This is a genomic window from Zobellia russellii, assembly GCF_044597075.1.
Lineage (GTDB): Bacteria > Bacteroidota > Bacteroidia > Flavobacteriales > Flavobacteriaceae > Zobellia > Zobellia russellii.
In genome coordinates this window covers 3,926,979-3,951,784 of sequence record NZ_CP139000.1, presented here as the reverse complement: position 1 = coordinate 3,951,784, position 24,806 = coordinate 3,926,979, and the positions used below count along the sequence as shown (strand labels likewise).

The 24,806-nt window shown below is 38.8% G+C and carries 23 protein-coding genes and 1 tRNA gene; 13 read left to right on the top strand and 11 right to left on the bottom strand.

Translation table 11 applies throughout. The features are described 5' to 3' along the window. Positions 1 to 19 precede the first annotated feature (19 nt). The 6 genes from SJY45_RS16195 (at position 20) to tsf (ending at position 4,920) form a co-directional block, all read left to right on the top strand. On the top strand, positions 20 to 367 hold the full coding sequence (locus SJY45_RS16195; protein WP_215438534.1) for a T9SS type A sorting domain-containing protein: 348 nt from the start codon (positions 20 to 22) through the stop codon (positions 365 to 367). 214 nt (positions 368 to 581) lie between these two features. After that, the gene (locus tag SJY45_RS16190; protein ID WP_400072080.1) at positions 582 to 1,484 is read left to right on the top strand and encodes a hypothetical protein; all 903 of its coding nucleotides are present in this window, start codon (positions 582 to 584) and stop codon (positions 1,482 to 1,484) included. Positions 1,485 to 1,706: 222 nt separating this feature from the next. Beyond that, positions 1,707 to 2,162, top strand: a complete 456-nt coding sequence (gene rplM, locus SJY45_RS16185) for a 50S ribosomal protein L13 (protein ID WP_215438535.1) — start codon at positions 1,707 to 1,709, stop codon at positions 2,160 to 2,162. Next, positions 2,162 to 2,548 carry a 30S ribosomal protein S9 gene (rpsI, locus tag SJY45_RS16180; protein WP_215438536.1) on the top strand — a complete coding sequence of 129 codons (387 nt, stop codon included), beginning with the start codon at positions 2,162 to 2,164 and terminating at the stop codon, positions 2,546 to 2,548. Before rplM ends, rpsI begins: the two co-directional genes overlap by 1 nt. 255 nt (positions 2,549 to 2,803) lie before the next feature. Next, the gene (rpsB, locus tag SJY45_RS16175; protein ID WP_289038765.1) at positions 2,804 to 3,850 is read left to right on the top strand and encodes a 30S ribosomal protein S2; all 1,047 of its coding nucleotides are present in this window, start codon (positions 2,804 to 2,806) and stop codon (positions 3,848 to 3,850) included. Positions 3,851 to 3,954: 104 nt separating this feature from the next. Continuing rightward, positions 3,955 to 4,920 (top strand): translation elongation factor Ts, encoded by a 966-nt coding sequence (gene tsf, locus SJY45_RS16170; RefSeq protein ID WP_215438538.1) that lies wholly within the window; start codon positions 3,955 to 3,957, stop codon positions 4,918 to 4,920. A 197-nt stretch (positions 4,921 to 5,117) separates the two neighbouring features. Here the strand turns inward: tsf and SJY45_RS16165 are convergent, their stop codons facing one another. Then, positions 5,118 to 6,989 (bottom strand): peptidase M61, encoded by a 1,872-nt coding sequence (locus SJY45_RS16165; RefSeq protein WP_400072077.1) that lies wholly within the window; start codon positions 6,987 to 6,989, stop codon positions 5,118 to 5,120. A 179-nt stretch (positions 6,990 to 7,168) separates the two neighbouring features. Between SJY45_RS16165 and pyrH the strand changes: the two genes are divergently transcribed. From pyrH to SJY45_RS16135, 6 genes are all read left to right on the top strand, one after another. Beyond that, positions 7,169 to 7,876, top strand: coding sequence for a UMP kinase (gene pyrH / locus SJY45_RS16160; protein ID WP_215438540.1), 708 nt, complete (start codon positions 7,169 to 7,171; stop codon positions 7,874 to 7,876). Between the two features lie 42 nt (positions 7,877 to 7,918). Further along, positions 7,919 to 8,476, top strand: coding sequence for a ribosome recycling factor (gene frr, locus SJY45_RS16155; RefSeq protein ID WP_215912987.1), 558 nt, complete (start codon positions 7,919 to 7,921; stop codon positions 8,474 to 8,476). A gap of 136 nt (positions 8,477 to 8,612) precedes the next feature. Next, positions 8,613 to 11,009 (top strand): RND family transporter, encoded by a 2,397-nt coding sequence (locus SJY45_RS16150; protein ID WP_215912988.1) that lies wholly within the window; start codon positions 8,613 to 8,615, stop codon positions 11,007 to 11,009. Positions 11,010 to 11,086: 77 nt separating this feature from the next. Then, on the top strand, positions 11,087 to 12,520 hold the full coding sequence (asnS, locus tag SJY45_RS16145) for an asparagine--tRNA ligase (RefSeq protein WP_215438543.1): 1,434 nt from the start codon (positions 11,087 to 11,089) through the stop codon (positions 12,518 to 12,520). Between the two features lie 42 nt (positions 12,521 to 12,562). Next, entirely contained in the window at positions 12,563 to 14,023 is a 1,461-nt protein-coding gene (gene rpoN, locus SJY45_RS16140; RefSeq protein ID WP_400072074.1) for an RNA polymerase factor sigma-54, read from the top strand. Beyond that, on the top strand, positions 14,023 to 14,628 hold the full coding sequence (locus SJY45_RS16135; RefSeq protein ID WP_400072072.1) for a hypothetical protein: 606 nt from the start codon (positions 14,023 to 14,025) through the stop codon (positions 14,626 to 14,628). Before rpoN ends, SJY45_RS16135 begins: the two co-directional genes overlap by 1 nt. Positions 14,629 to 14,636: 8 nt before the next feature. Here SJY45_RS16135 and SJY45_RS16130 read toward each other — a convergent pair whose 3' ends face one another. From SJY45_RS16130 to SJY45_RS16095, 8 genes are all read right to left on the bottom strand, one after another. Next, entirely contained in the window at positions 14,637 to 15,326 is a 690-nt protein-coding gene (locus SJY45_RS16130; RefSeq protein ID WP_400072070.1) for a porin family protein, read from the bottom strand. A 73-nt stretch (positions 15,327 to 15,399) separates the two neighbouring features. Then, a complete protein-coding gene (locus SJY45_RS16125; protein WP_215438547.1) occupies positions 15,400 to 15,882 on the bottom strand; it encodes a biopolymer transporter ExbD in 483 nt (160 codons plus the stop codon). A gap of 24 nt (positions 15,883 to 15,906) precedes the next feature. Further along, on the bottom strand, positions 15,907 to 16,533 hold the full coding sequence (locus tag SJY45_RS16120; RefSeq protein ID WP_215438548.1) for a biopolymer transporter ExbD: 627 nt from the start codon (positions 16,531 to 16,533) through the stop codon (positions 15,907 to 15,909). Between the two features lie 15 nt (positions 16,534 to 16,548). Next, a complete protein-coding gene (locus SJY45_RS16115; RefSeq protein ID WP_215438549.1) occupies positions 16,549 to 16,989 on the bottom strand; it encodes a hypothetical protein in 441 nt (146 codons plus the stop codon). Between the two features lie 24 nt (positions 16,990 to 17,013). Beyond that, complete coding sequence (locus SJY45_RS16110; RefSeq protein ID WP_215438550.1) at positions 17,014 to 17,760, bottom strand: MotA/TolQ/ExbB proton channel family protein; 747 nt, start codon at positions 17,758 to 17,760, stop codon at positions 17,014 to 17,016. A 244-nt stretch (positions 17,761 to 18,004) separates the two neighbouring features. Beyond that, a tRNA-Ser gene (locus SJY45_RS16105) sits at positions 18,005 to 18,092 on the bottom strand. Positions 18,093 to 18,203: 111 nt separating this feature from the next. Continuing rightward, entirely contained in the window at positions 18,204 to 19,238 is a 1,035-nt protein-coding gene (locus SJY45_RS16100; protein WP_400072066.1) for an asparaginase, read from the bottom strand. Between the two features lie 40 nt (positions 19,239 to 19,278). Beyond that, the gene (locus tag SJY45_RS16095; protein ID WP_400072064.1) at positions 19,279 to 20,046 is read right to left on the bottom strand and encodes a TatD family hydrolase; all 768 of its coding nucleotides are present in this window, start codon (positions 20,044 to 20,046) and stop codon (positions 19,279 to 19,281) included. A gap of 37 nt (positions 20,047 to 20,083) precedes the next feature. Between SJY45_RS16095 and SJY45_RS16090 the strand changes: the two genes are divergently transcribed. Continuing rightward, on the top strand, positions 20,084 to 20,524 hold the full coding sequence (locus SJY45_RS16090; protein WP_400072062.1) for a TIGR02281 family clan AA aspartic protease: 441 nt from the start codon (positions 20,084 to 20,086) through the stop codon (positions 20,522 to 20,524). 101 nt (positions 20,525 to 20,625) lie between these two features. Here the strand turns inward: SJY45_RS16090 and odhB are convergent, their stop codons facing one another. Together odhB and SJY45_RS16080 are read right to left on the bottom strand one after the other, a co-directional pair. Further along, on the bottom strand, positions 20,626 to 21,849 hold the full coding sequence (odhB, locus tag SJY45_RS16085) for a 2-oxoglutarate dehydrogenase complex dihydrolipoyllysine-residue succinyltransferase (RefSeq protein ID WP_400072060.1): 1,224 nt from the start codon (positions 21,847 to 21,849) through the stop codon (positions 20,626 to 20,628). Between the two features lie 48 nt (positions 21,850 to 21,897). Next, positions 21,898 to 24,711 carry a 2-oxoglutarate dehydrogenase E1 component gene (locus SJY45_RS16080; protein WP_400072058.1) on the bottom strand — a complete coding sequence of 938 codons (2,814 nt, stop codon included), beginning with the start codon at positions 24,709 to 24,711 and terminating at the stop codon, positions 21,898 to 21,900. Between the last annotated feature and the right edge of the window lie 95 nt (positions 24,712 to 24,806).

The window sequence follows — 24,806 nt, the reverse complement described above, 5'->3', positions numbered from 1 at the left end:
AGGCCAAGTTAAATTTAAAATGAAAACGTTAGCGACCCTTTTTACCATTCTCTTTTTAGTGTGCAATAGCCATGCGCAAGATACACCAATGCACAAAACTGGCCATAGCACGAACATAACCACCAAAAAGAAAGTAAAGGTCTTTCCTAACCCCGCTAGCAACGTAGTTAATATTTTAGGCTTAAAAAATACCGCAAAGGCTAATATATCCGTCATGGATATTTATGGAAACACTGTATTATCCCATCAATGGGAAATCCGAAGAAATGCCATTAGCATACCTGTTTCCTCTCTAGATGCCGGGGCTTATATTATTAATGTACACTCTAACGAAGAAAAGATCTGCACTAAATTCTACAAGCAATAATCATTTAAAGATTTTGTTTTCTTTTCAGTACGGAATTATACTCTTACTTCAATCGCTCAGGACACTTCTCCCGCCTTTAAATCAACTACTTAATATCATCTTAGACATTACATATACCCCACTACTCCTATAGGTCAAACTAAATTTTAACATTTAATATGTAAGGCAAACATAAAGTGCCGTACAAAACTGTAAATTTTAGAACCCTATAACTATGAAAAACAGAATTACAGTTTTACTCCAGATTTTTATCGCAACCTTGCTTTTTACAAGTAATCTGAACGCTCAAGGCCCTATTGATGGTTTCTTTAGCAAGAAAGGAAAAACAAGTATTTCCTTATCCTATTTATCAGGTAATTATGATAAGTTCTATGTAGGTGGCCAAGAGGTAAGTCCTGTACCCGCACATAATGAAATAGACCAGACCATCTATAGCCTACATGCCACTTACGCCGTTACGGACAATTTAACCGCAATTGCAAATTTACCATACATAAAAAAAGAGGGTAACGGTGTAGCTGACCCAATCAACGGCACAACGGAGCAGTCAGATTTTCAGGACCTAAGTATCTTCTTAAAATGGGCTCCATTTACCAAAAACCTAGAGAATGGATCAATGACCTATATTGTCGCCTTGGGCGGGTCCGTACCCTTAGGCTATGAACCTAGCGGAATCTTATCATTGGGATCCGGCGCACCAGGTATAGATGCCAAAGTAGGCTTACAATACAAGAACAATAACGGCCTTTTTGCCATGGTCATGGGAGGCTATGGACATAGAGGCAAAGCGGACAACAATTTTAACTTGGGTAACGGTAGTGATTTTGACGCTCCTGATGTGGTTAATGCAGTCTTAAAGTTAGGTTATGCCGGTAAGCATTTTTACCTAGACGCATTCCTAGATTCACAATCGTCATTGAACGGGGTTGACATAATGGGTCCCGGTTTTGCCGGAAATTTTCCGGAAACAATCGTGAACTACTCAAAACTGGGAGGAACCGTTTTTGTTCCCTTTACAAAATTTATTGGAGCTAGTATTGGAGGCGCTACAATTATAGATGGGAGAAATATTGGCAAAAACAAATATTACAATGTTGGATTAACCTTAAATTTGTAAATCCAACACCCTATATCGGGTAACTTGCCAAAGTACTCCTTAAAAAAAACAGATTCTTGAACACCTAGGATCTGTTTTTTTATCATAAAAATGATTAAGAAATTGAAAAAGAGTGTTTTTAACTAAAAATATTCCGAAAACAGCGCTTGTTTTTCAATAGAATTAGTGTACATTTGCAGCCCGTTTGACGGGATTGAAGTGTTTAATTAAAAAGTAACCGTAGTGGATACATTAAGTTATAAGACCGTTTCTGCCAATAAAACAACTGTGGACAAACAGTGGCTATTAGTTGATGCAGAAGGAGAGACTTTAGGCCGATTGGCTTCTAAAGTTGCCAAAATGCTTAGAGGAAAACATAAGCCAAGTTTCACCCCTCATGTTGATTGTGGTGATAACGTGATTGTTATCAATGCTGAGAAAATCAATTTAACAGGTAACAAATGGGACGATAAGACCTATTTGCGTTACACAGGTTATCCTGGTGGTCAGCGTTCTACATCTGTAAAAGAGCTTTTGGCCAAAAAACCTGAGCAAATTGTAGAAAAAGCGGTTAAAGGCATGCTTCCAAAGAACAGATTAGGTGCGGACCTTTTCAGAAACCTTAAGGTTTTTGTAGGTACGGCTCATAATCATGAAGCTCAAAAACCACAGGTTATCAACTTAAAAGAATTCAAGTAATGGAGACCATTCACAAAATCGGCAGAAGAAAAACAGCGGTTGCCCGTGTATACGTTTCAGCAGGTACAGGAAATATTACTGTAAACCAAAGAGACCTTAATGACTATTTTCCAACGGCAACTCTTCAGTACAAGGTTAAACAACCTTTTGCACTTACTGAAAACGAAGATGCTTACGATGTAAGTATTAATGTATACGGTGGCGGTATTACCGGTCAAGCAGAAGCTATACGTTTAGCCCTTTCTAGAGCTATGTGTGAAGTTGACGAAGAAAATAGACTAACTCTTAAACCAGAAGGTTTATTAACTCGTGACCCAAGAATGGTAGAACGTAAGAAATTTGGACAGAAGAAAGCTCGTAAGAAATTCCAGTTCTCTAAACGTTAATATTCAAGATTATTACGGTATCCATTTCACGATGGATACCTTTTTTTATATTTTTTCTTTAATCAAAGTTCATTGAAAGTTCGCTTAAAGCGAATAAATTAAAAACTATTTTTCACAAGATAGTTATTCGGGAGACCCAAGAGCATCTGATGCTCAAAGGCACCGTTAGTTTAGCATCTAAATGCTCGAGGCTTGTCTATTTATAGACATACCACTCAGGCATTGCCTATTCAAAAGAACGTAAACTAAATTCAAATGGCGAAAGTCGAAGTAAAACAATTATTGGAAGCTGGTGTGCATTTTGGCCACCTTACACGAAAGTGGAACCCTAACATGGCGCCCTACATCTACATGGAGCGTAACGGGATTCACGTTATCAACCTTTACAAAACAGTTGCAAAATTAGACGAAGCCAACGAGGCTCTTCAAAAAATTGCTGCATCTGGACGAAAAATTCTTTTCGTTGCAACAAAAAAACAAGCTAAAGACATTGTTGCGGAGAAAGTAGCGAACGTAAACATGCCTTTCATCACAGAAAGATGGCCTGGTGGTATGTTGACCAATTTCGTTACCATTCGTAAAGCGGTAAAGAAAATGGCATCTATCGATCGTATGAAAAAAGACGGTACGTTCATGACATTATCTAAAAAGGAGCGTCTTCAAGTAGACCGTCTTCGTGCTAAACTAGAAAAGAACTTAGGTTCTATTTCTGACATGACACGTCTACCTGGTGCATTGTTCATTGTTGATACTATGCGTGAGCACATTGCCGTTAAGGAAGCTCAAAAATTGAACATTCCTATTTTTGCAATGGTTGATACAAACTCAGACCCAAGAGATGTTGATTATTTGATTCCATCTAACGATGATGCTTCAAAATCTATCGATATTATTATGACTCAAGTAACCAATGCAATCGCAGAAGGTCTTGCTGAGCGTAAATCTGAAAAACAATCAGGTAAAGAAGGTGCTGAAGAAACCAAAAAAGAGCAACCAAAGAAAGAAGTAGCAAAAGAAGCTCCTAAAGCAGAAGCTCCAGCTGCTACAGAATCTGTTGATCTTACAAAAATTGAAGGTGTAGGACCAAAAGCTGCCGAAGCTTTGGTAAACGCCGGTTTTGACTCTTACGCTAAATTAGCCGAAGGTGACCCTGAAAAAATCAAGGAAATCCTTACAGAGGCTAGCTCTAGAATGGCCCACCTTGACCCAACTTCATGGCCAAAGCAAGCTCAAATGGCTGCTGACGGTAAATGGGACGAGCTTAAAGAATGGCAAGACAGTGTTAAAGGAGGCGTAGAATAAGTTCTGCCACCTTATTGCAAACAATAATAATAACATAACATTTGCTTTAAGATAGAGCTGAAATTACACTCTATCTTAGAGCAAATTGAAAAATAGCACAGAAAATGGCAAAAATTACAGCCGCAGAAGTAAACAAATTAAGAAAAGCAACTGGCGCAGGAATGATGGACTGCAAAAACGCTTTGGTTGAAGCTGATGGAGATTTTGACAAGGCAATTGACGTTCTTCGTAAGAAAGGTCAAAAAGTAGCCGCAAAAAGAGCCGACAGAGAATCATCGGAAGGTGCTGCTGTTTCTAAATTGAATGCAGATCAAACCGCTGGTGTAGCAATCGTTCTAGGTTGTGAAACTGATTTTGTTGGAAAAAACGAAAACTTCCTAGCTTTAGCAAACCAACTTGCGGAAATAGCTTTAAACTATGACTCTAAAGAAGCTCTTTTAGATGCGGATTTTGGAGGAATGAGCGTTGCCGATAAATTAGTTGAGCAAACAGGAGTTATTGGTGAAAAGCTAGAAATCACTGCTTTTGAAAAACTAGAGGCTCCTTACGTTGGAACATATGTTCACATTAACAAGATTGCTGCTTTAGTTGGCCTATCCGCCAAAGTAGAGTCTGCAGACGTGTTGGCAAAAGACCTTTCTATGCAAGTTGCTTCAATGGGAGCTACTACATTATCTTACAAAGATTTTGACCCTGCATTTGTTGCTGCAGAAACAGAAGCTAGAATTGCCGTTATAGAAAAGGACAATGAAGAATTAGGCCGTTTAGGTAAAACCCTTAAAAACGTTCCTCAGTTCATTTCAATGTCTCAATTAACCGATGAAGTTATAGCCAAAGCAGAAGAAGATGCTAAAGCTCAACTTAAAGCTGAAGGCAAACCAGAGCAAATTTGGGATAAAATCCTTCCAGGTAAAATGGAAAGATTTGTTTCGGATAACACTACTTTAGATCAAGAACAATGTTTATTAGATCAAAATTTCATTAAAGATGAAAAAATAAGCGTTGCAAAGTATGTTGAATCTTACGGAGATGTTCATGTTACAGGCTTTAAGCGTGCAACAGTAGGATAAATCAGAGATTAAATCTTATATAAAACCCGGTCTTACGAATTATGTTAGATCGGGTTTCTTTTTTTTCCTAATCTATTTCTCTTGTACACGCACAAAAGTTACAGACAACTTCCCATCAATTACAAAGTCCGTTTTAAAACAAAAAGAGCGCTACTGAGAAAGTAGCGCTCTTTGTTTATACTTATTGAAAAACCACCTTATTTCCCTTTCATCCAAATCTCCCTTAGCTTAACGGCATCTGCACTAGCATCTGCAATTGGAGTTATAGTTTCAATACTTAAAGTTGGATTACCAACCTTACCTTCTAACTCAAGTTCTTCTTCTCCTCGTTTAACCGTCATTTTAATCTCAGTATCCGGAGACCACGCAAAACTCTGTCCTATAATAGACCTTATGGACGCTAAAGTAATTGGCGTACCGTTAATACTCTTTATAACATCGCCTCCCTGAGCCTGTAAGTCATTAAAGAAGCTATTTAACTGTATTCCTTTTCGTATAAAAACTACATTTTCATCGCCTTGCTCAACATCAATAAAAGGATTATCCCCATCTAAAAAATATCCGGTCTCCTGCTCAACCAAAGCAGTTTTTAGCCCAACTTTTTTCAAGTAATCGTTGTAATTAATCGGGGTATTACCAATAACATGGGTATCAAAAAAATCACGGATTTCAGGATAGGTCATAGCTACAATTTCATCTATAAGCTCATCATCTTTAAACGGCGTGTTGTTACCATACTTCTTAGTTAACTCCTTCATCAACCATAACACACCTTTCTCTCCATTATTAAGCTCCCTCAACTGAATATCCAACGCCATGTTAATCAAAGTACCCTTTTCATAAACATTCGCATAGTTCTTATCATAGGGCTCTACCAGAATGTTCTTACTCATTTCGGTAAAAGACATATCATCATCATAAGCTTTTGCATTATTTATCTTACCCATCATACGCTCATAGAAATCCGCCTCATCAATAAGCCCTTGTTGAATCTGAAAAAGATTGGCGAAGTATTCCGTGGTTCCCTCATACATCCATAAATGCTGAGACATTTTAGGGTCGTTGAAGTCAAAATATTGCACCTCTTCGGAGTGCACATTTAACGGTGTAACGATGTGAAAAAACTCGTGAGAAACCACATCAACCATTGCCTGCTCCAATCTATCCTTTGTCATTGCTTCAGGCAAAACAACCACCGTAGAGGTATGGTGCTCCAATGCCCCAAAACCGGAAGCATCATCAGCTTCCATAGTTGACAAATACAATAGGATGTTATAAATTTTGGTTCCATTGATCTCTCCCAAAAATGTCTTCTGGGCTCCCATCATTTTCTCCATACGATCTCTTAGGCTCAATGCAGAATAAATTCCGCTTGGAGAGTAAACACTTAATGTAACCGTTATACCATTTATCTCAAAAGTCTCCGTATTTGGTTTGGCATAAAGAATAGGGTTGTCAATTACATCAAAATACCTATCCGCCGTAAAAACATCAACATTTGCAACTGGAGACTCCAGTTTCTTGGGAGTTAAAGACGTTGTAGCCTGCAGTGCTTCTGGCCTTGAAACAGACAATTCATAAGGTACCTCCTTAAGTCCACCAAAATAACCAACAAAACCGTGTAGGTTGAGCATAAAGGTTTTACCCGCTATAATATTTGTTCCGGAAGGAGAAAAAACCTTATCCTTTACCTCCCCTTCCGTATCATAGGTATCATTTACATAATACGTAACTTTATCCAAGTTTCTTCCGTTGGAAATCGTCCATGTGTTATCATCCTTTTTAGAGAAAGCCAACTCCTTTCCATCGTAATCCAAAGCCTTGAAGCCTTCAATATATTGCCCATAATTATCCGTACTATAGGTACCAGGAACGGTTTTTGGTATAAAAAAAGACACTTCATCTGTGGTGAAAGCACCAGCATCTACCGTAACAGCAACTTTATCATCAACCACGTTCTTTAAATCCAAAACCGCCAAAACCGGAGTCTTATCCGCAGTAAGTACATTCTTTGTTGCCCCACAACCGGCCAATAGTATAGTTACGGCCAGTAAACTTAATTTTCTCATCGTATATATTTTAACACTTATATGTAAGTAATACCCCTATTTTTAGAGGATTACAAGAATATAAAATTTACTAGAATCCTGCACCATTATTAGGAAATAATTAAGCTTCACTTTATCTACCGCTTCAAAAACCAACCCTAAGATTTTTTGATTATTTTTGCCACAACGAAATACTAGCCATGCAATACAAAAGAATTCTCTTAAAACTTAGCGGTGAAGCCCTAATGGGTGAAAAGCAATACGGAATAGACTCTAAACGTCTAGCCGAATATGCAGAAGAAATTAAAGAAGTAGCACAGAAAGGTGTAGAAATTGCCATAGTAATTGGTGGAGGAAACATTTTTAGAGGACTTACGGGAGCCGCAACCGGGATGGATCGGGTACAAGGCGACCATATGGGCATGCTAGCTACGGTTATAAACGGGCTTGCACTGCAAAGCGCCTTAGAAATGCAGGGCGTACAAACACGACTACAATCTGCCATTCAAATTAACGAAGTGGCCGAGCCTTTTATCAGAAGACGTGCCATGCGACACTTAGAAAAGGGCCGCGTAGTAATTTTTGGAGGCGGAACGGGAAACCCTTATTTCACAACTGACTCCGCTGCCGTTTTGCGTGCTATAGAAATTGAGGCTGATGTAATTTTAAAAGGCACCCGTGTAGACGGTATCTATACATCCGACCCTGAAAAAGACAAAAATGCAACCAAGTTTGACACCATCTCTTTTGCAGACGTACTTTTAAAAGGCCTTAAAGTAATGGACACCACTGCGTTTACGTTAAGCCAAGAGAACGAACTGCCTATTGTAGTTTTTGACATGAACAAAAAGGGCAATCTAATTAAATTAGTAGAAGGCGAAAATATTGGTACTGTTGTAAATCTTTAGCCTTAATTTAGTTTTATTTGCCGCTTATATTATATTTGAATTATGAATGAAGATATACAGTTTATACTAGACTCCGCCAAGGAAAGTATGGATGCTGCCATGAGGCATTTGGAAAAAGAATTTATGAAGATACGAGCTGGAAAGGCAAGTCCGGCTATGCTTTCTTCCGTAATGGTAGAATACTATGGTTCTCAGACACCACTTTCTCAAGTAGCCAACATAAATACTCCCGATGGACGTACTATTTCTGTGCAACCTTGGGAAAAGAATATGCTACAGGAAATTGAAAAAGCCATTATGAACTCCAACCTAGGCTTCAACCCTATGAACAATGGCGACTTTGTAATCATTAATGTACCGCCATTAACCGAGGAACGAAGAATTCAATTAACAAAACAGGCCAAAGCCGAAGCGGAAGATGCTAAAGTAGGTATCCGTAGCGCTCGCCAAGATGCCAATAAGGAAATTCGTGATTTGAGCGATGTTTCTGAAGACTTACAGAAAAACGCAGAAGTTGATGTTCAAACACTTACAGACAAGTACATAAAAAAGGTAGATGCCTTTTTAGTTGTAAAAGAAGCGGAAATTATGAAGGTTTAACCTCCCAATTTCCAATAGAATTAAAAAAGCAGCCTTAGTGGCTGCTTTTTTAATTTAGCCCCATACGTTAATTAAATATTACATTTTAGGAACAGACCTAATCATTCTATACCTTTGCGCTCGGAAAAATCGAACGATGGCAGCCAAACTTAAACAAGGTTTTTGGGAGAAGACAGCAAGTATAATTCTCCGAAATCGTATTTTGATACTTATTTTAATCGTTGCATTTACGGTTTTCTTGGGTATGCAATGGAAGAATATGCGCTTCAGCAACACTCAGGCCAACCTTCTTCCGGATGACCACCCTGTTAACTTGGAGTATCGTGATTTCCTTAAACAGTTTGGTGAAGAAGGCAACGCCATAGTTTTTGCCATTCACGATTCTACCCTCTTTACCCCTACCAACATAAACAGATGGAACAAATTCAGCAAACAGCTTGCTGCATTTCCCGAGATAGATTTTGTACTCTCCTTAGATAACCTTCAAGAACTAAAAAAGGACAACGAAAATCAAAAGTTTGTTCTTGAGCCGCTCATTAGCTCCAAGGTTAAGACCAAAAAAGAAATAGATAGTATAAAAAACCACCTGTTTAACGACCTACCTTTCTATGACAATTTACTCTTTAACAAAGAGAGCGGTACTGTCAGAACCATAGCAAACTTAGATGGGGATATTGTAAATACGAGTGTCCGAAAAGATTTTATCCTTGAAGACCTTAACCACCTGATAGAAAACTTTGAATCTGAGACCGGACTGGATGTTCGTGTTTCAGGTATGCCCTATATTAGGACCATGAACTCCCAAAACATCATAGATGAAATTGGGAAATTTATCCTGGCCGCCCTAGGTGTTACCTCACTAATCTTCTTTTTCTTCTTTAGAAGTTTCCGGGCAACTTTCATTTCTATGTGCGTGGTTATAATTGGGGTAATGTGGGCCTTTGGTATTTTAGGCCTTTTACAGTATGAGATAACCGTACTTACCGCTTTAATCCCACCACTGATTATCGTTATAGGTATACCTAACTGTATTTTCTTAATCAACAAATATCAGCAAGAAGTCAAAAAACACGGTAACCAAGCCTTATCATTGCAGCGCGTTATATCCAAGATCGGTAACGCCACTCTAATGACCAATATGACCACTGCGTCCGGTTTTGCAACGTTCATTATAACGGACAGTAAGTTGCTAAAGGAATTTGGTATTGTAGCATCCATCAACATCATTGGTATTTTTATATTATCGCTTCTAATCATCCCCATTATTTACAGCTTTTTATCTCTGCCAAAAACAAGGCACTTAAAACACCTTAACAAGCGCTGGATAGATGCTTTTGTAAATTGGATGGAACGCATTGTTAGGGAACGTAGAATTGCGGTTTACATCGTTTCTTTGATTCTTCTTATTACCAGTATAATTGGAATTTATCAAATTGAAATTTCGGGAAGCCCCATAGAGGACATGCCTAAAAACGCTCAATTTTTTAAGGATATTCGTTTTTTTGAAAAGGAGTTTGACGGTATCATGCCCGTTGAAATCGTAGTGGATACTAAAAGGCCAAAAGGAGTTTTAAAACCAGCCAACCTAAAGCGCATAGACCAATTAAGTGAGGTAATTACTGAAATTCCGGAACTTTCAAAGCCCATCTCAGTAGTAAATTTGGTCAAATATTCAAAACAGGCCTTTTACAATGGCATTCCAAAATATTATCAGTTACCTACTTCACAGGAGAACAACTTTATAATGAAAGTTGCCCAAAATTCCGACGGAAATGGGAACTTATTAAAAAACTTTGTGGACAGCACAGGGCAAACCGCTCGTATCACCACCTTTATGCAAGACGTAAAAACGGACCGCATGGAGCAAATTGAAGAAAGACTAAACGAGAATATCAACAAATTTTTCCCTGCAGACCGCTATAACGTTTATATGACGGGAAGCGCATTGCTATTCTTAAAAGGCACAAAATATCTCGTGAAAAACCTAATTCTATCCCTGGCATTCGCGATTTTCTTGATTGCCTTATTTATGGCCTATCTTTTTAGGTCGTTCCGGATGATTGTTATTTCACTCATTCCCAACCTACTGCCGTTGGTCGTGACCGCCGGTATTATGGGTTTTGTAGGTGTACCTATCAAACCTTCTACCATACTGGTATTTAGCATTGCTTTTGGTATTTCCGTGGATGACACCATTCACTTCTTGGCCAAATACAGGCAAGAGTTGATAGCCAATAGATGGCAGATTAAAAAATCAGTATACGCGGCCTTACGTGAAACTGGAGTAAGTATGTTCTATACATCCATCGTACTTTTCTTTGGGTTTTCGGTTTTTATCATTTCAAACTTTGGTGGAACCGTAGCTTTGGGCGCATTAGTTTCTGCCACGTTAATGTTCGCTATGTTAGCTAACCTTATCCTCCTTCCTTCCCTATTATTGTCTCTGGAAAGGAATATTGCGAGTAAAAAAATCTTGAAAAAGCCCCAAATAGACATTCTTCCGCAAGGCGAAGACGATGTAACTAAAAATTGAGGTTGATTTAAACCGTTAGAAGTATTGATTCTTTTCTCAAAAACTTATCTTTGCGCTTCAATTTTCAAGTGACTTAGATGAACTCGTATAGCGTAAAAGAACTACTTTCAGAAAACCTCTTACTACAAGAAGTAACTATAAACGGATGGGTAAAAGCATTCCGAAGCAATCGCTTTATAGCCCTGAACGATGGGTCTACTATTAACAACCTGCAATGTGTTGTAGATTTTGAATCGTTTGACGAGAGCGTCTTAAAACAAATTAACACCGGAGCAGCTGTAAAGATTACGGGTACTTTGGTGGAAAGTCAAGGAAAAGGCCAGAAAGTTGAAATTCAGGTAAGCGACCTAGCCGTTCTTGGTGCCGCAGACCCCGAAACCTATCCTATTCAACCTAAAAAGCACTCATTAGAGTTTTTGAGGGAAAAAGCACATTTGCGCATACGTACCAATACGTTTGCTGCCATAATGAGGGTTCGTTCCGCATTGTCTTTTGCCATTCATCAGTATTTTCAGCAAAACGGATTCAACTATTTTCATGCGCCAATCATAACAGGTTCCGATGCCGAAGGTGCGGGAGAAATGTTTAAAGTAACAACTCTAGATAGCAAGAAACCACCATTGACCGAAGATGGCGAAATCAATTATAAAGAGGATTTCTTTGGAAAGGAAACCAATTTAACGGTTTCCGGACAGCTTGAAGCGGAAACGTATGCCATGGCATTGGGCAAGGTATATACTTTTGGACCCACTTTTCGCGCAGAGAACAGTAACACATCTAGACATTTGGCAGAATTTTGGATGATAGAGCCGGAAATGGCTTTCTTTGACCTTAACGACAACATGGATCTTGCCGAAGATTTTATAAAAAACGTTATTAAATACGTTTTGGAAAACTGCCAAGACGACCTTGAATTTTTGGAAAAACGTCTTTTAGACGAAGAGAAAACCAAACCACAGGCAGAACGAAGCGAAATGCCACTGATTGAAAAATTGAAATTTGTTTCGGAGAACAGCTTCAAACGCGTAAGCTATACCGAAGCCATAGATATTCTAAGAAACAGCAAACCCAACAAGAAGAAAAAATTTCAATATCCTATAAACGAATGGGGTGCCGATCTACAAAGTGAACATGAACGTTTCTTGGTAGAGAAACACTTTAAGTGCCCGGTTATCTTATTTGATTATCCTGCCAAAATAAAAGCGTTCTACATGCGCTTAAACGAAGATGGCAAGACCGTACGTGCCATGGATATACTTTTTCCCGGAATTGGCGAAATTGTAGGTGGTTCTCAACGTGAAGAGCGCCTAGACGTCCTAAAAGAAAAAATGGCCGCTCTAGGGATAGATGAGGAAGAACTATGGTGGTATCTAGACCTTAGAAAGTTTGGTAGTGCCGTTCATAGTGGTTTTGGTCTTGGATTTGAGCGTTTGGTACTTTTTGCTACGGGCATGGGTAATATTCGTGATGTAATTCCTTTTCCACGAACTCCCCAAAATGCAGAATTTTAGTTAGAAATAGTTATCTTAGAAGGCAAGCTATATTAGTCCTAAATGCTAAAACAACACTTACAATTTAAATTATCGCAGAAGCTATCTCCTCAGCAGATACAGCTAATGAAGTTGATTCAGTTGCCTACTCAGGCTTTTGAACAACGGCTAAAGCAAGAGCTAGAGGAAAACCCTGCATTGGAAAGCGGCAAGGAAGATTTAGACGCAATGGACGATGAGTTTGCGGACACTTACGAAAATGAAGATTCGGATAGTGAAATCATTTCCGCGGAAGACATCAATATTGATGATTACTTAAGTGATGATGAAATACCGGACTACCGAACCAAAGCCAACAACTATAGCTCGGACGACGAGGAAAAAAATGTTCCCTACGCGGCGGGCACTTCATTCAATCAATATTTACTAAATCAACTTAACACGGTTTACTTAAATGATGAAGAATGGAGTATTGCCGAATTTTTAGTTGGGAGTGTAGATGAAAGTGGCTACATCCGCAGACCGATAGCCGATATTACGGACGACCTAGCGTTCACCCAGAATATCTATACTGACGAAGAAACAATTGAAAGGGTTTTAAAGTTGGTTCAAAAACTAGACCCTCCGGGCGTTGCGGCCCGTTCGCTTGAAGAATGCCTCATCATTCAACTAAAACGAAAAGAAACTACTCCCAGTGTAGAACTGGCCATCACTATTCTTGAGAAGTCTTTTGAGCAGTTCACCAAAAAGCATTACAAGAAGCTTATTCAGAAGTACAATATTTCTGAAGAACAGCTTAGAAATGCTATTTCCGAAATTGAGAAACTAAACCCAAAACCTGGGGGCTCTTATTCCGGAAACAACAGGATGATAGAGCATGTCGTCCCCGATTTCTCCATTCGCATTGTTGATGGGGAACTAGAACTTACCCTAAACGGCAGAAATGCACCGGAGCTACATGTTTCTAGGGAATACAACAACATGCTTAAAGGCTATAAAGACGCCAAGAAAAAATCAAAATCGCAAAAAGATACGGTCCTATTCATAAAGCAAAAATTAGACGCTGCCAAATGGTTCATAGACGCCATTAGACAACGGCAACAGACGCTTTTCATTACCATGAACTCTATCATGCACTACCAATCCGAGTACTTTCTTACCGGAGACGAGCGCAACCTTCGCCCTATGATACTAAAGGATATTGCAGATGAAATAGAAATGGATGTATCTACCGTATCCCGAGTTGCCAACAGCAAGTATGTTGACACCCCTTACGGCACCAAATTGATTAAAGAGTTTTTCTCGGAGTCAATGAAAAACGACCAAGGTGAGGATGTTTCTACCAAGGAAATCAAGAAAATTCTTGAAACGGTTATTGGCAAAGAATCCAAGAAAAAACCCCTTACAGACGATAAACTAGCGGCAATTTTAAAAGAGAAAGGCTACCCTATAGCTCGTAGAACGGTTGCCAAATATAGAGAGCAGCTAGACATTCCCGTAGCACGATTGCGCAAACAAATTTAATGAAGGTTTTCTTAAAGGCTATATCCTACGTTTTTCACCCATTGTTTATTCCGGTAGCAGGAACTTTAGCCTACTTTCTAATTACGCCAAAATATAGCCCTATAGCCATTCAAAGTGCGAATGTCTTACCCATATTTATCTTAACGGTAATCATTCCTATAATCGTCTATTTTATACTAAAGAACTTAGGTTTGGTAACGAGTATTTTTATGTCTTCTGCCAGGGAGCGTAGATATCCGATATACATTCACACTACCTTACTGCTATTCGTGGTTTACAAGGTTATTCCCAACACCAATATTGCTGAATTACACTTTTACTTTGTTGGACTCATAATCGCGTCTCTAACCAGCCTAATTACGTTATTTTTTAAATTAAAAATAAGTATGCACCTCATGGGTATGGGGAGCTTGGTTATGTTTCTAACGGCACTAAGCATTCACTTTGAAGTAAACATAACCTTAGGGCTGAGCATATTTACATTGCTAACGGGACTGGTGGCTACTTCCAGACTATATCTCAAGGCACACACAAGAGCAGAGATAATACTAGGATTTTTAGTCGGCTTTCTTTCTCAACTAATGATTATACGCTTCTGGCTTTAAACTTTGGTCTATAAGATGTAGAAAATAAGCCCAATTCTAAGTGGCTTGGTATTTAAGCTCTCGTTTCCCACTACCACATTATCGTTAAAAACACCAGTTAAGGAATAATAGGCATGCAAGTTGAAGGTATTATACCCAAAGTTTAAGGTAAGTCCATATTGAAAGTCACGAATATCTTCATTATAAAAAGATATTTTACCAGTATCCACAGGCACTAACTTGGACCTTCCCCAAAAAACATAGCCAAATTTCATCCCAGCATACAACCTCCAAAACTTATACTCAGAGGCTGTAGAGTTTCTCCAACGCACCTCAAAAGGCACCTCCAACATATGAGTTTCAATTTTATTACGCTTAAAGTCATTATCACTCTCAAGTATGCTATACAAAATTCCTGAAGCTGTTTCCTCTGCTTTAAGATTGGAATAATACGAATATACCCCATAACCAAACCCAAGCCCTAATGCGGTAGTACGGCTATGATTTAAAGGGATATCCTTTATAAAACCCGCCTGTAAACCATAAGACAGGTTTCGCTGACTTACACCTTCTGGCTGATTTAAAAGAAAGTTATAGGTTATACCAATGTAAAATTGATCTTCAAAATATCTAGAATCAACGACTGTTGAATCTCCTACCACTTGACCATACATGCCAAAGCAGCACATAAAAAACAGAATAACAACATAACGAATCATACCTCAAAATTAAGCAAATAAAAAGCGCCTCAGAAAAAATTCTGAGGCGCTTGTCATATAAGTTTAAGAAATGCTACTGCAAGTTATTAAAAGCATCTCCATCGTAAGTTGTATAGTTAACTTTCAATGCATTTACCTCTCTTAACTGTTGTTTAATATCAGATATTAAACCCATGTTAGCATTCTTATCTACTTTTAAAGCCGTTGTCAAAACATTTTGAAGTTCCTGTGGCTTCTTTGCTCTTTCTTGTAGAATATAATCACCTACGTCAGAAGGAGAAGAAAACTTGTCGTTCAATTGAATTCTAGCTTCCTTTCCAAATTGAGCTACATACTGAGACGTTGGCTCACCTACGTAAATATATATTACCCGGTCCTTCTTTTCCAATTTCTTGGTCTCACTAGCGTTAGGCAAAGTATTCTCTACTTTCAATGTGTTATCTTTCATAACCGTTACGGTCATAAAAAAGAATAAAAGCATAAATACAATATCAGGTAACGCAGCAGTATTTACCGCTGGTAAACCTCCGTCCTTTTTCTTTTTAAACTTTGACATATATTATTCTTTTATACTCTTAAATTAATTGGATGATCCGGTCTCTGCCTCAGACAACTTCTGTGGAAATAAATCTTGTATCCTTTTAACCTTCTCCTTTAGATCCTCTTTTCTACCGGAATCAGTTTCTGGATTCAAATATTCAGCTTCCATATCAGTAAAATCTCTCTTATAAAGACGTTGAGCCTCACGGTTTCTTAAATCGTTGTAAGCCCCTACCAATTCGTTTTGAACCGTTATATAAGTGCTATACTTTGTCTCACGATCGTTCTTTAAAGAAATAATAGCTTTTGCCGGGTTATCAGATGACTCAGCGAGCCTCTTTCCTTGGCAGTAACTACAATATTCAGGAGAACCTGATGGTGCACCGCCGTTGTCCAAGAAAGCAACAGCCTTTTCTCTTAACTTTTTAATATCGGTAAGCTCATCTTCTACTAACAATTGACCATTACGGTTTATGTTAACGGTAAAGATGTTCTTTTCCTTAATTACCGGTGGCTCTTCCGTAGGCGGCTCAATAGGTGGCAACATACGATCCAAACCTGCATCCGTTTCAATGGTTGTGGTAACCAAGAAAAATATTAGTAGCAAGAATGCTATGTCTGCCATTGATCCGGCGTTTACCTCTGCTGGTCCTCCTCTTCTAGACATAATTTAGTTCTTTATTTATTTAATCATTTTTCTCACACCACCCCAAAGCATAGATCCTATAGCTACAAGAGTTAATATGAAAAATACATTTATGCCCGCTCCGATTTGCTTTATTTCAGATTCATCGGTAACTATACCTCTTTCGGCCATTTTTTCAATGCTAACATCTGTTCCGCTAGCCATTACAAAGCCAATCCCAACAACTAAAAGGAATCCAACAACTACAAATAGTGTTTTCTTCAAATTAGCTGGATTAGAAAATAGGTTTTTAAGAGCAAATACAAGACTGAACACTACCGCTATGCCTAATAGCAACCATGTAATAGCGAACATTGCATTAAGAGCTCCGTTGTCGACAGCCTCGGCAGCCGGCATTTCAGACTCTGGAAGCATGAACCACAAGGCAGCGCCTATCAAGCCCACAACAACCAATATAATCTTTACAATTTTGTGCATAATTTAAGGTATTACGTGTGCGACTTATTTTTTGTGATCCACCAACATATCTATCAAAACGATAGATGAATCTTCCATATCATTAACGATACTATCAATTTTTGCAATGATATAGTTATAGAAAATTTGAAGGATAATAGCAGTAATAAGACCAAATACCGTTGTTAATAATGCTACTTGGATATCACCTGCAATAAGAGATGCACTTAAGTTACCAACAGCACTAATTTTCTGGAAGGCCTGAATCATACCAATTACCGTACCCATGAAACCAAGCATTGGAGCAATAGCGATAAATAAAGACAACCAAGAAACGTTTTTCTCCAATTGACCCATTTGAACACCACCATAAGCCACAACAGCCTTCTCAGCAGACTCCACACTTTCTCCAGCTCTATCCAAACCTTGGTAGTAAATGGAAGCAACAGGTCCTTTAGTGTTTCTACAAACTTCTTTAGCAGCTTCAACACCACCCGATGCCAATGCATCTTCTACTTGTTGTCTTAGTTTGGCAGTATTTGTAGTTGCCATGTTCAAATAGATGATTCTTTCGATCGCTACCGCAAGACCAAGAATCAAACACAAAAGAACAATACCCATAAAGCCGGCACCACCTTGTATAAACATTTCTTTCAACACTTGGGTGAAACCTTTTTCAGCTTCAGCCGGGGCATCTTGCAGCATCATTGCTGTATTAGCCATTGCATTAACAGTATTTGTACTCATTACAAACAACCCGCCCACGGCTAGGATAGAGGATAATTTTTTCATTTGTTCAAACTTAAATTAGTTATTTAATAGGGTTAAAGATAAAAAAAAATCACAATAAAAAAAGTAAAACTTCGTTGCATCGGGGAAGTGGTTGCCAAATACTGAGCAAGACATTGAAACAGGTTTTCACACCCGTGTCCGTGCCCGAACAAATCAAGCATAGACCTCCATTTTGCATATAAAAATTAAACTTACAAATATTTCCAGTTCAAACTAATTTAAACTGAAAAATCTTTTTGTTCTGCAGAGAGGAAGGGATTCGAACCCTCGATACACTTTTGGTGTATACACACTTTCCAGGCGTGCGCCTTCGACCACTCGGCCACCTCTCTATTTTAAACCTGTCACTTTCTACCTTTTTACAAAAACAGACCAGACAAGATCACCCTTTTTAAGGGGTGCCCAAATAACAAAAAAAATATTAGTTGATGAAATTAAAACTATTAATTTTCTTGAATCTCTCCACGTAGCGAAGTCTCAAATATACTCTTGAACAATTTTGGCGATACATTATTACCCAAAAGGTACATTAACTTGGCAATTGCAGCTTCGGTCGTAATGTCTTTACCATTAATAACTTGCAGCCGCTCCAACTGTTTACTTGTTTCATAACGCCCCATAGAAACACTACCTCCCGAGCATTGTGTAACATTTATAATATGAATATTATTTTCTTTTGCCTTTTCTAAAATATCTATGACCCAAGGCTCATTTGGCGCATTTCCGGCTCCATATGTTTCCAAAATTAAACCTTTTAATCCCGGAATAGCCACCACACTTTCCAAAACAGCAGGCCCAATACCTGGAAAAAGCTTCAAAACCACAACATTGGTATCCATATTTTTATGGACCTTGAACCTTTTGCGCCTCACATAAGGTAGCAAATATTCTTCACTTACCTTTAAATGAACACCGGACTCAATCAATTCAGGGTAATTTAATGATGCGAACGCCTGAAAATGCTCCGCATTTATTTTGGTGGTACGATTGGCCCTGTACAATTTATATTCAAAATAAAGGCCTACCTCTTGCACTACAGGCCTTTTTTTTCGCTGCAAAGCCGCTATTTGAATGGACGTAATCAAATTTTCCTTTGCATCTGTACGCAAATCCCCAATGGGCAATTGCGATCCGGTAAAAATGACCGGCTTGGCCAAATTTTCCAACATGAAACTTAATGCAGAAGCTGTATAACTCATAGTATCACTACCATGAAGTACCACAAACCCATCATGGGAATCATAATGACCCTCTACAATAGAAGCTATCTCTGCCCAATGCTTTGGGTTCATATTGGAAGAATCTATCGGTTCCTCAAAAGAAACGGAATCAATGGTACAATCCAACTGCTTTAACTCGGGTATATTCTTTAGTAATTTATCAAAATTAAATGCCTTAAGCGCCCCCGACTCATAATCCTTGACCATACCTATAGTACCGCCCGTGTATATTAAAAGGATGTTACTTTTATCTCCCAAACCCTACATATTTATTTTTATACTGAATAAACAGGACGCTTTAAACCCCAAATACCTGCTTTGAATTTTCTGTAGTGACATCTGCTATTAGCTCCGTAGACACATTATAAACATCGGCCAGTTTTTCAAGCACGTTCATAAGGTATGCACTTTCGTTTCGTTTTCCACGATAAGGCACCGGAGCCAGGTAAGGCGAATCGGTCTCCAGAACGATATGCTCCAGTGGAATTTCAGCCAAAAATGTATCTATTTTTCCATTTTTGAAAGTAACCACACCACCAATACCCAGCTTCATATTATAGGATATTGCTTTTTGGGCCTGTTTCAAATTTCCCGTAAAACAATGGAAAATTCCATGCAAATCATCTCCTTTCTCACTCTCCAAAACCTCAAAAACCTCATCAAAAGCATCACGACAATGGATAACAATGGGCAATTTATACTTTTTTGCCAACTGAATCTGCACCCTAAAAGCATCTTGTTGCTCCTTTAAAAAGGTTTTATCCCAAAACAAATCAATGCCAATTTCACCAACGGCATAAAAATTTCGTTGTTCAAGCATCTCCTCTACATGGCCCAACTCTTCCTTGTAATTCTCTTTTACATGAGTTGGATGCAAGCCCATCATCAAAAAAATATGTTCCGGGTATGATTTCTCTAGCGCCAACATAGCACTTGTATAAGTTGAATCAATAGCTGGTATAAAAAACCGTTTTACACCAATGGCAATTGCCCTATCAATAGCAATTTCCCTATCCTCATCAAAAGCTTCACTGTATAAATGTGTGTGGGTATCCGTTAGTATCATGCCGCAAAAATAGCCTTATCTTTGACAAAAAGAATACATGTCCTCTTTGAAAAGATTCCTACGAAAAAAAAAGTATACCCAAATCCCGTTAAAACTCACTAAAACCGATCACTTTGAAATTTCAGCCAAAATAAATGGCATTACCGGAATGTTCATTTTAGACACTGGAGCATCAAATACCTGTATTGGCATTGATAAAATAAAGCAATTTGGACTTGCCTCCGAAGCGTCTGAAATTAAAGCCGCAGGAGCGGGAGCCACGGATATGGAAACCCTTATATCTGACAAAAACAAAATTCAAATAGGCAACTGGAAAGCGAAAACATTAAAAATTGTACTTTTTGATTTAGTTCATGTAAACCAAGCCCTAACTGCACACAACAGTTTTCCGGTAGACGGAATCATAGGCGCAGATGTCCTAAAGAAAGCAAAAGCAGTCATTGATTATGACAAATATTGTGTATATCTAAGAATGTAGGCAACGTACCCAAAAACGTAATTACGCAACAAGAAAAAACCCTAAAACTCTTTAACAGATTTAAGAGTTTTAGGGTTATATATTATAAAGAATAGTATTTTCTACATTTCCAAAGCCTTCTTAACATTACCATCCATTAATAATTCTTCTGGATTTTCCAATGCTTCCTTAATCGCTACCAAGAATCCTACAGATTCTTTTCCATCAATAATACGGTGGTCATAAGATACGGCCACATACATTATAGGCGCAATAGCAATAGCCCCATCTCTAACAATAGGTCTTTCCACAATGTTGTGCATTCCTAAAATGGCACTTTGCGGTGGATTGATAATTGGTGTGGACAACATTGACCCAAAAACACCTCCATTAGTAATAGTAAATGTACCTCCGGTCATTTCATCTACAGTGATTTCACCTTCGCGGGCACGAATAGCCAATCTTTTTACTTCCGATTCAACCCCCCTAAAAGTAAGGTTCTCTGCATTTCTAATTACCGGAACCATCAATCCTTTAGGACCTGAAACCGCAATACTAATATCACAGAAATCATAGGAAACCATTTCCTTCCCATCGATCATTGAATTTACCGCTGGATACATTTCCAATGCACGAACTACGGCTCTTGTAAAAAAGGACATAAAACCTAAACCTACACCATGCTTGGCTTTAAAATCATCTTTATATTGCTTTCTAAGTTCAAAAATAGCAGACATATCAACCTCGTTAAAGGTGGTAAGCATTGCTGTTTCGTTCTTAGCGGAAACCAAACGCTCCGCAACTTTTCTGCGCAGCATGGACAGTTTTGAACGCGTCTCCCCCCTACTTCCTCCGGTAGGTGTACCCATAGAAGGAACAGCGTTTACAGCATCATCCTTAGTGATACGCCCATCTTTTCCGCTTCCTTTTACAGCAGAAGAATCGATACCTTTTTCACTCAATATTTTTCTAGCAGCAGGAGAAGCTACTCCTGAAGCATACGTTTCTTTTGCCTGTGCAGGTTGCGGCGCTTTTGCCTCTTCCTTTTTAGGCTCCGCTTTTTTATCTTCAGCTAAATCCTTTTCCGCAGCAGCCCCTTCTGGTTTTGCAGCATCTGTATCAATTAAACAAACTACGGCACCAACGGCAACAGCATCACCAACTTCGGCCTTTAGCGTAATAACCCCACTTTCTTCAGCAGGAAGTTCTAATGTAGCCTTGTCTGAATCCACCTCGGCAATGGCCTGGTCTTTTTCAACGTAATCACCATCTTCTACCAACCATTCCGCAATTTCTACTTCGGTGATAGATTCACCCGGAGATGGGACTTTCATTTCTAATATCATGCTATACTTATTTGCTGTGTTATCTTTACTATTAAAATCGCCTAAACCTTAATCGTTAGTAGGTTTAGGTATTGGTTTTGACATATTATTCTTTGACTTATCGAATACATAATCAATTACTTGCTGATGTCTCATTTTTGAACGCACCGCACTACCGGCCGCTGGAGAAGCATAAAATCTTCTTGAAGCTACCCTGAATTTGTGCGAATCACTAAAATGCATCATCATATGACTCCAAGCCCCCATGTTTCTTGGCTCTTCCTGTGCCCACACCAAATCGTCCGCCTTGTCATATTTTGCAATAATCTCTTTCATTTTTTCAGCCGGAAGCGGAAACAATTGCTCTACACGAACCAATGCCACATCTTCCCTATTCTGCTCTTCTTTAACCGCCAATAAATCATAATAAAATTTACCGGTACAGAACACAAGAGTCTTTACCTTTTCTACAGTTACGGAAGCATCATCTATAACTTCTTGAAAACTACCGGTTGCCAATTCATCTACGGACGAAACTGCCTTTGGATGCCTCAATAAACTTTTTGGCGTAAATATGATAAGAGGTTTTCTGAAATTAACTTTCATCTGCCTTCTTAAAATATGGAACATCTGAGCCGGAGTTGAAACATTTGCTATGTACATATTGTCCCTTGCACAAAGCTGCAAATATCTTTCCATACGAGCAGAGGAATGTTCCGCTCCTTGACCTTCATAACCATGTGGAAGCAACATTACCAATCCGTTCTGTAGTTTCCACTTATCTTCTGCCGCAGAGATATACTGGTCTATCATAATTTGGGCACCATTACTAAAATCCCCAAACTGCGCCTCCCAAATAGTTAATGTATTGGGACTTGCCATGGCATAACCATAATCAAAACCAACTACACCATACTCGGACAATAATGAGTTGTAAATCTGAAACTTAGCTTGCTTGTCACTAAGATGATTTAACAACATTACCTCTTCTTCACTCTCCTCTACCTTCATTACGGCATGTCTATGCGAAAAAGTACCACGCTCCACATCTTGACCGGACATACGCACACCATAGCCCTCTTGCAACAAAGTACCATAAGCTAATAACTCGCCCATGGCCCAATCTAGCTTATCGGTCTCGAAGAACATGTTTTTACGGTCTCTCACCAATTTCTCTACCTTACGCAAGAATTTCTTATCCTTTGGCAGTTGTGTGATTACCTTTGCCACCTTGGTAAGCTCCTCCTTATCAACAGTGGTATCTACTTTCTCCATCATCTCCCACTCACGAACATTGGAAAAACCTTTCCATTCGTCCGCCATAAAGGGAGTGATTTCCGTTTTATCTTCTTTACGGGAATCTACAAGCTCTTCTTCCAAAGAAGCCTTGTATTCCTCTTCTAATTTTTTTACATAGTCGGCCTCTATAATTCCTTCCGCCAACAATCTTTCCGCATATATATCACGCGGATTTTGATGCTTAGCTATAGCCTTGTACAATTTAGGTTGTGTAAAACGAGGCTCATCACCTTCATTATGACCATACTTCCTATACCCTAGCAAATCAATAAACACATCTCTATTAAAACGCATACGGTATTCCAGAGCAAAAAGTGAGGCATGCACCACAGCTTCTGCATCATTTGCATTTACATGCAGAACAGGACTTAAAGTAACTTTACCCACATCCGTACAGTAGGTAGACGTACGTGCATCTAAATAGTTTGTGGTAAAACCTATTTGGTTATTGACCACCATATGAATAGTTCCGTTGGTCTTATAGCCATCCAAATTAGCCATCTGAACCAACTCGTACACAAGACCTTGGCCTGCAATAGCCGCATCGCCATGCACAACTATTGGCAATACTTTTGAAAAGTCATCCGGAAAATGAGCATCTTGTTTTGCACGAGCTATACCCTCTACAACGGCACCAACGGTTTCCAAATGCGATGGATTGGGTGCAATGTTCATTTTTATTCTGTTACCGTTATCCGTTTTACGTTCGGACGTCCAGCCTAAATGGTATTTTACATCACCATCAAAAATCTCTTGCTCATAATCCTTACCATCAAACTCGCTAAAGATATCCTTTGCGGCTTTTCCAAAAATATTGGTAAGTACATTAAGTCTCCCCCTGTGGGCCATTCCCATAACAAACTGCTCTACACCAAGCTCGGCAGCACGCTCCACTACAGCATCCAAAGCAGGAATCAATGACTCATTACCTTCTAGGGAAAATCGTTTCTGACCTACATATTTAGTATGCAAAAAACCTTCGAACGAAACAGCCTGATTCAATTTTTTCAGAATCCGTCTTTTGTGCTCGGCATCAAATTTTGGGTGATTGTCATTTACGTTCAACCAATTCTGAATCCACTCAACACGCTCCGGTTTACGTATATACATATATTCAACACCAATGGCATCGCAATAAATATGTTGTAAATGATCAATAATTTCTTTTAGACTACTTGCTCCAATACCAATAATCTCACCAGCATTGAAAACCGTATCCATATCACCTTGTGAGAGTCCAAAGTTCTCAATATCCAGTGTAGGCTCATATTGTCTACGTTCGCGAACAGGGTTTGTTTTAGTAAACAAATGTCCTCGGCTACGGTAACCATCAATCAAGCGAATAACCTGAAACTCCTTTTGAAGCGACTCCGGCATTTGCTGTACAGCACCGCCCTGTGCGCCATTCTCAGCTATTAAAGCCTCAACATCCAACCCATCAAGAGCAGATTCGGTTCCAAAATCGAAACCTTGAAAAAAGGCACGCCAACTAGGCTCTACACTGTCGGGATTGATAAGATACTTGTCGTATAATTCCGCAAAAAAAGAAGTATGAGCGGTATTTAGAAAGGAATATTTGTCCATAGAAGATTCTCTGTCATGCAAATAAATGGGTACAAAAATACAATATTTCCCATTTCTGGGATGTATCTTAGTATGCAATTTTGAAAAAATAAAGA

Excerpts from the sequence above, each read along its gene's own strand:
- SJY45_RS16195 (WP_215438534.1), top strand. The coding sequence starts at position 20 with ATGAAAACGTTAGCGACCCTTTTTACCATTCTCTTTTTAGTGTGCAAT.
- SJY45_RS16190 (WP_400072080.1), top strand. The coding sequence starts at position 582 with ATGAAAAACAGAATTACAGTTTTACTCCAGATTTTTATCGCAACCTTG.
- rpsI (WP_215438536.1), top strand. The coding sequence starts at position 2,162 with ATGGAGACCATTCACAAAATCGGCAGAAGAAAAACAGCGGTTGCCCGT.
- rpsB (WP_289038765.1), top strand. The coding sequence starts at position 2,804 with ATGGCGAAAGTCGAAGTAAAACAATTATTGGAAGCTGGTGTGCATTTT.
- tsf (WP_215438538.1), top strand. The coding sequence starts at position 3,955 with ATGGCAAAAATTACAGCCGCAGAAGTAAACAAATTAAGAAAAGCAACT.
- SJY45_RS16165 (WP_400072077.1), bottom strand. The coding sequence starts at position 6,989 with ATGAGAAAATTAAGTTTACTGGCCGTAACTATACTATTGGCCGGTTGT.
- pyrH (WP_215438540.1), top strand. The coding sequence starts at position 7,169 with ATGCAATACAAAAGAATTCTCTTAAAACTTAGCGGTGAAGCCCTAATG.
- frr (WP_215912987.1), top strand. The coding sequence starts at position 7,919 with ATGAATGAAGATATACAGTTTATACTAGACTCCGCCAAGGAAAGTATG.
- SJY45_RS16150 (WP_215912988.1), top strand. The coding sequence starts at position 8,613 with ATGGCAGCCAAACTTAAACAAGGTTTTTGGGAGAAGACAGCAAGTATA.
- asnS (WP_215438543.1), top strand. The coding sequence starts at position 11,087 with ATGAACTCGTATAGCGTAAAAGAACTACTTTCAGAAAACCTCTTACTA.
- rpoN (WP_400072074.1), top strand. The coding sequence starts at position 12,563 with ATGCTAAAACAACACTTACAATTTAAATTATCGCAGAAGCTATCTCCT.
- SJY45_RS16135 (WP_400072072.1), top strand. The coding sequence starts at position 14,023 with ATGAAGGTTTTCTTAAAGGCTATATCCTACGTTTTTCACCCATTGTTT.
- SJY45_RS16130 (WP_400072070.1), bottom strand. The coding sequence starts at position 15,326 with ATGATTCGTTATGTTGTTATTCTGTTTTTTATGTGCTGCTTTGGCATG.
- SJY45_RS16125 (WP_215438547.1), bottom strand. The coding sequence starts at position 15,882 with ATGTCAAAGTTTAAAAAGAAAAAGGACGGAGGTTTACCAGCGGTAAAT.
- SJY45_RS16120 (WP_215438548.1), bottom strand. The coding sequence starts at position 16,533 with ATGTCTAGAAGAGGAGGACCAGCAGAGGTAAACGCCGGATCAATGGCA.
- SJY45_RS16115 (WP_215438549.1), bottom strand. The coding sequence starts at position 16,989 with ATGCACAAAATTGTAAAGATTATATTGGTTGTTGTGGGCTTGATAGGC.
- SJY45_RS16110 (WP_215438550.1), bottom strand. The coding sequence starts at position 17,760 with ATGAAAAAATTATCCTCTATCCTAGCCGTGGGCGGGTTGTTTGTAATG.
- SJY45_RS16095 (WP_400072064.1), bottom strand. The coding sequence starts at position 20,046 with ATGATACTAACGGATACCCACACACATTTATACAGTGAAGCTTTTGAT.
- SJY45_RS16090 (WP_400072062.1), top strand. The coding sequence starts at position 20,084 with ATGTCCTCTTTGAAAAGATTCCTACGAAAAAAAAAGTATACCCAAATC.
- odhB (WP_400072060.1), bottom strand. The coding sequence starts at position 21,849 with ATGATATTAGAAATGAAAGTCCCATCTCCGGGTGAATCTATCACCGAA.
- SJY45_RS16080 (WP_400072058.1), bottom strand. The coding sequence starts at position 24,711 with ATGGACAAATATTCCTTTCTAAATACCGCTCATACTTCTTTTTTTGCG.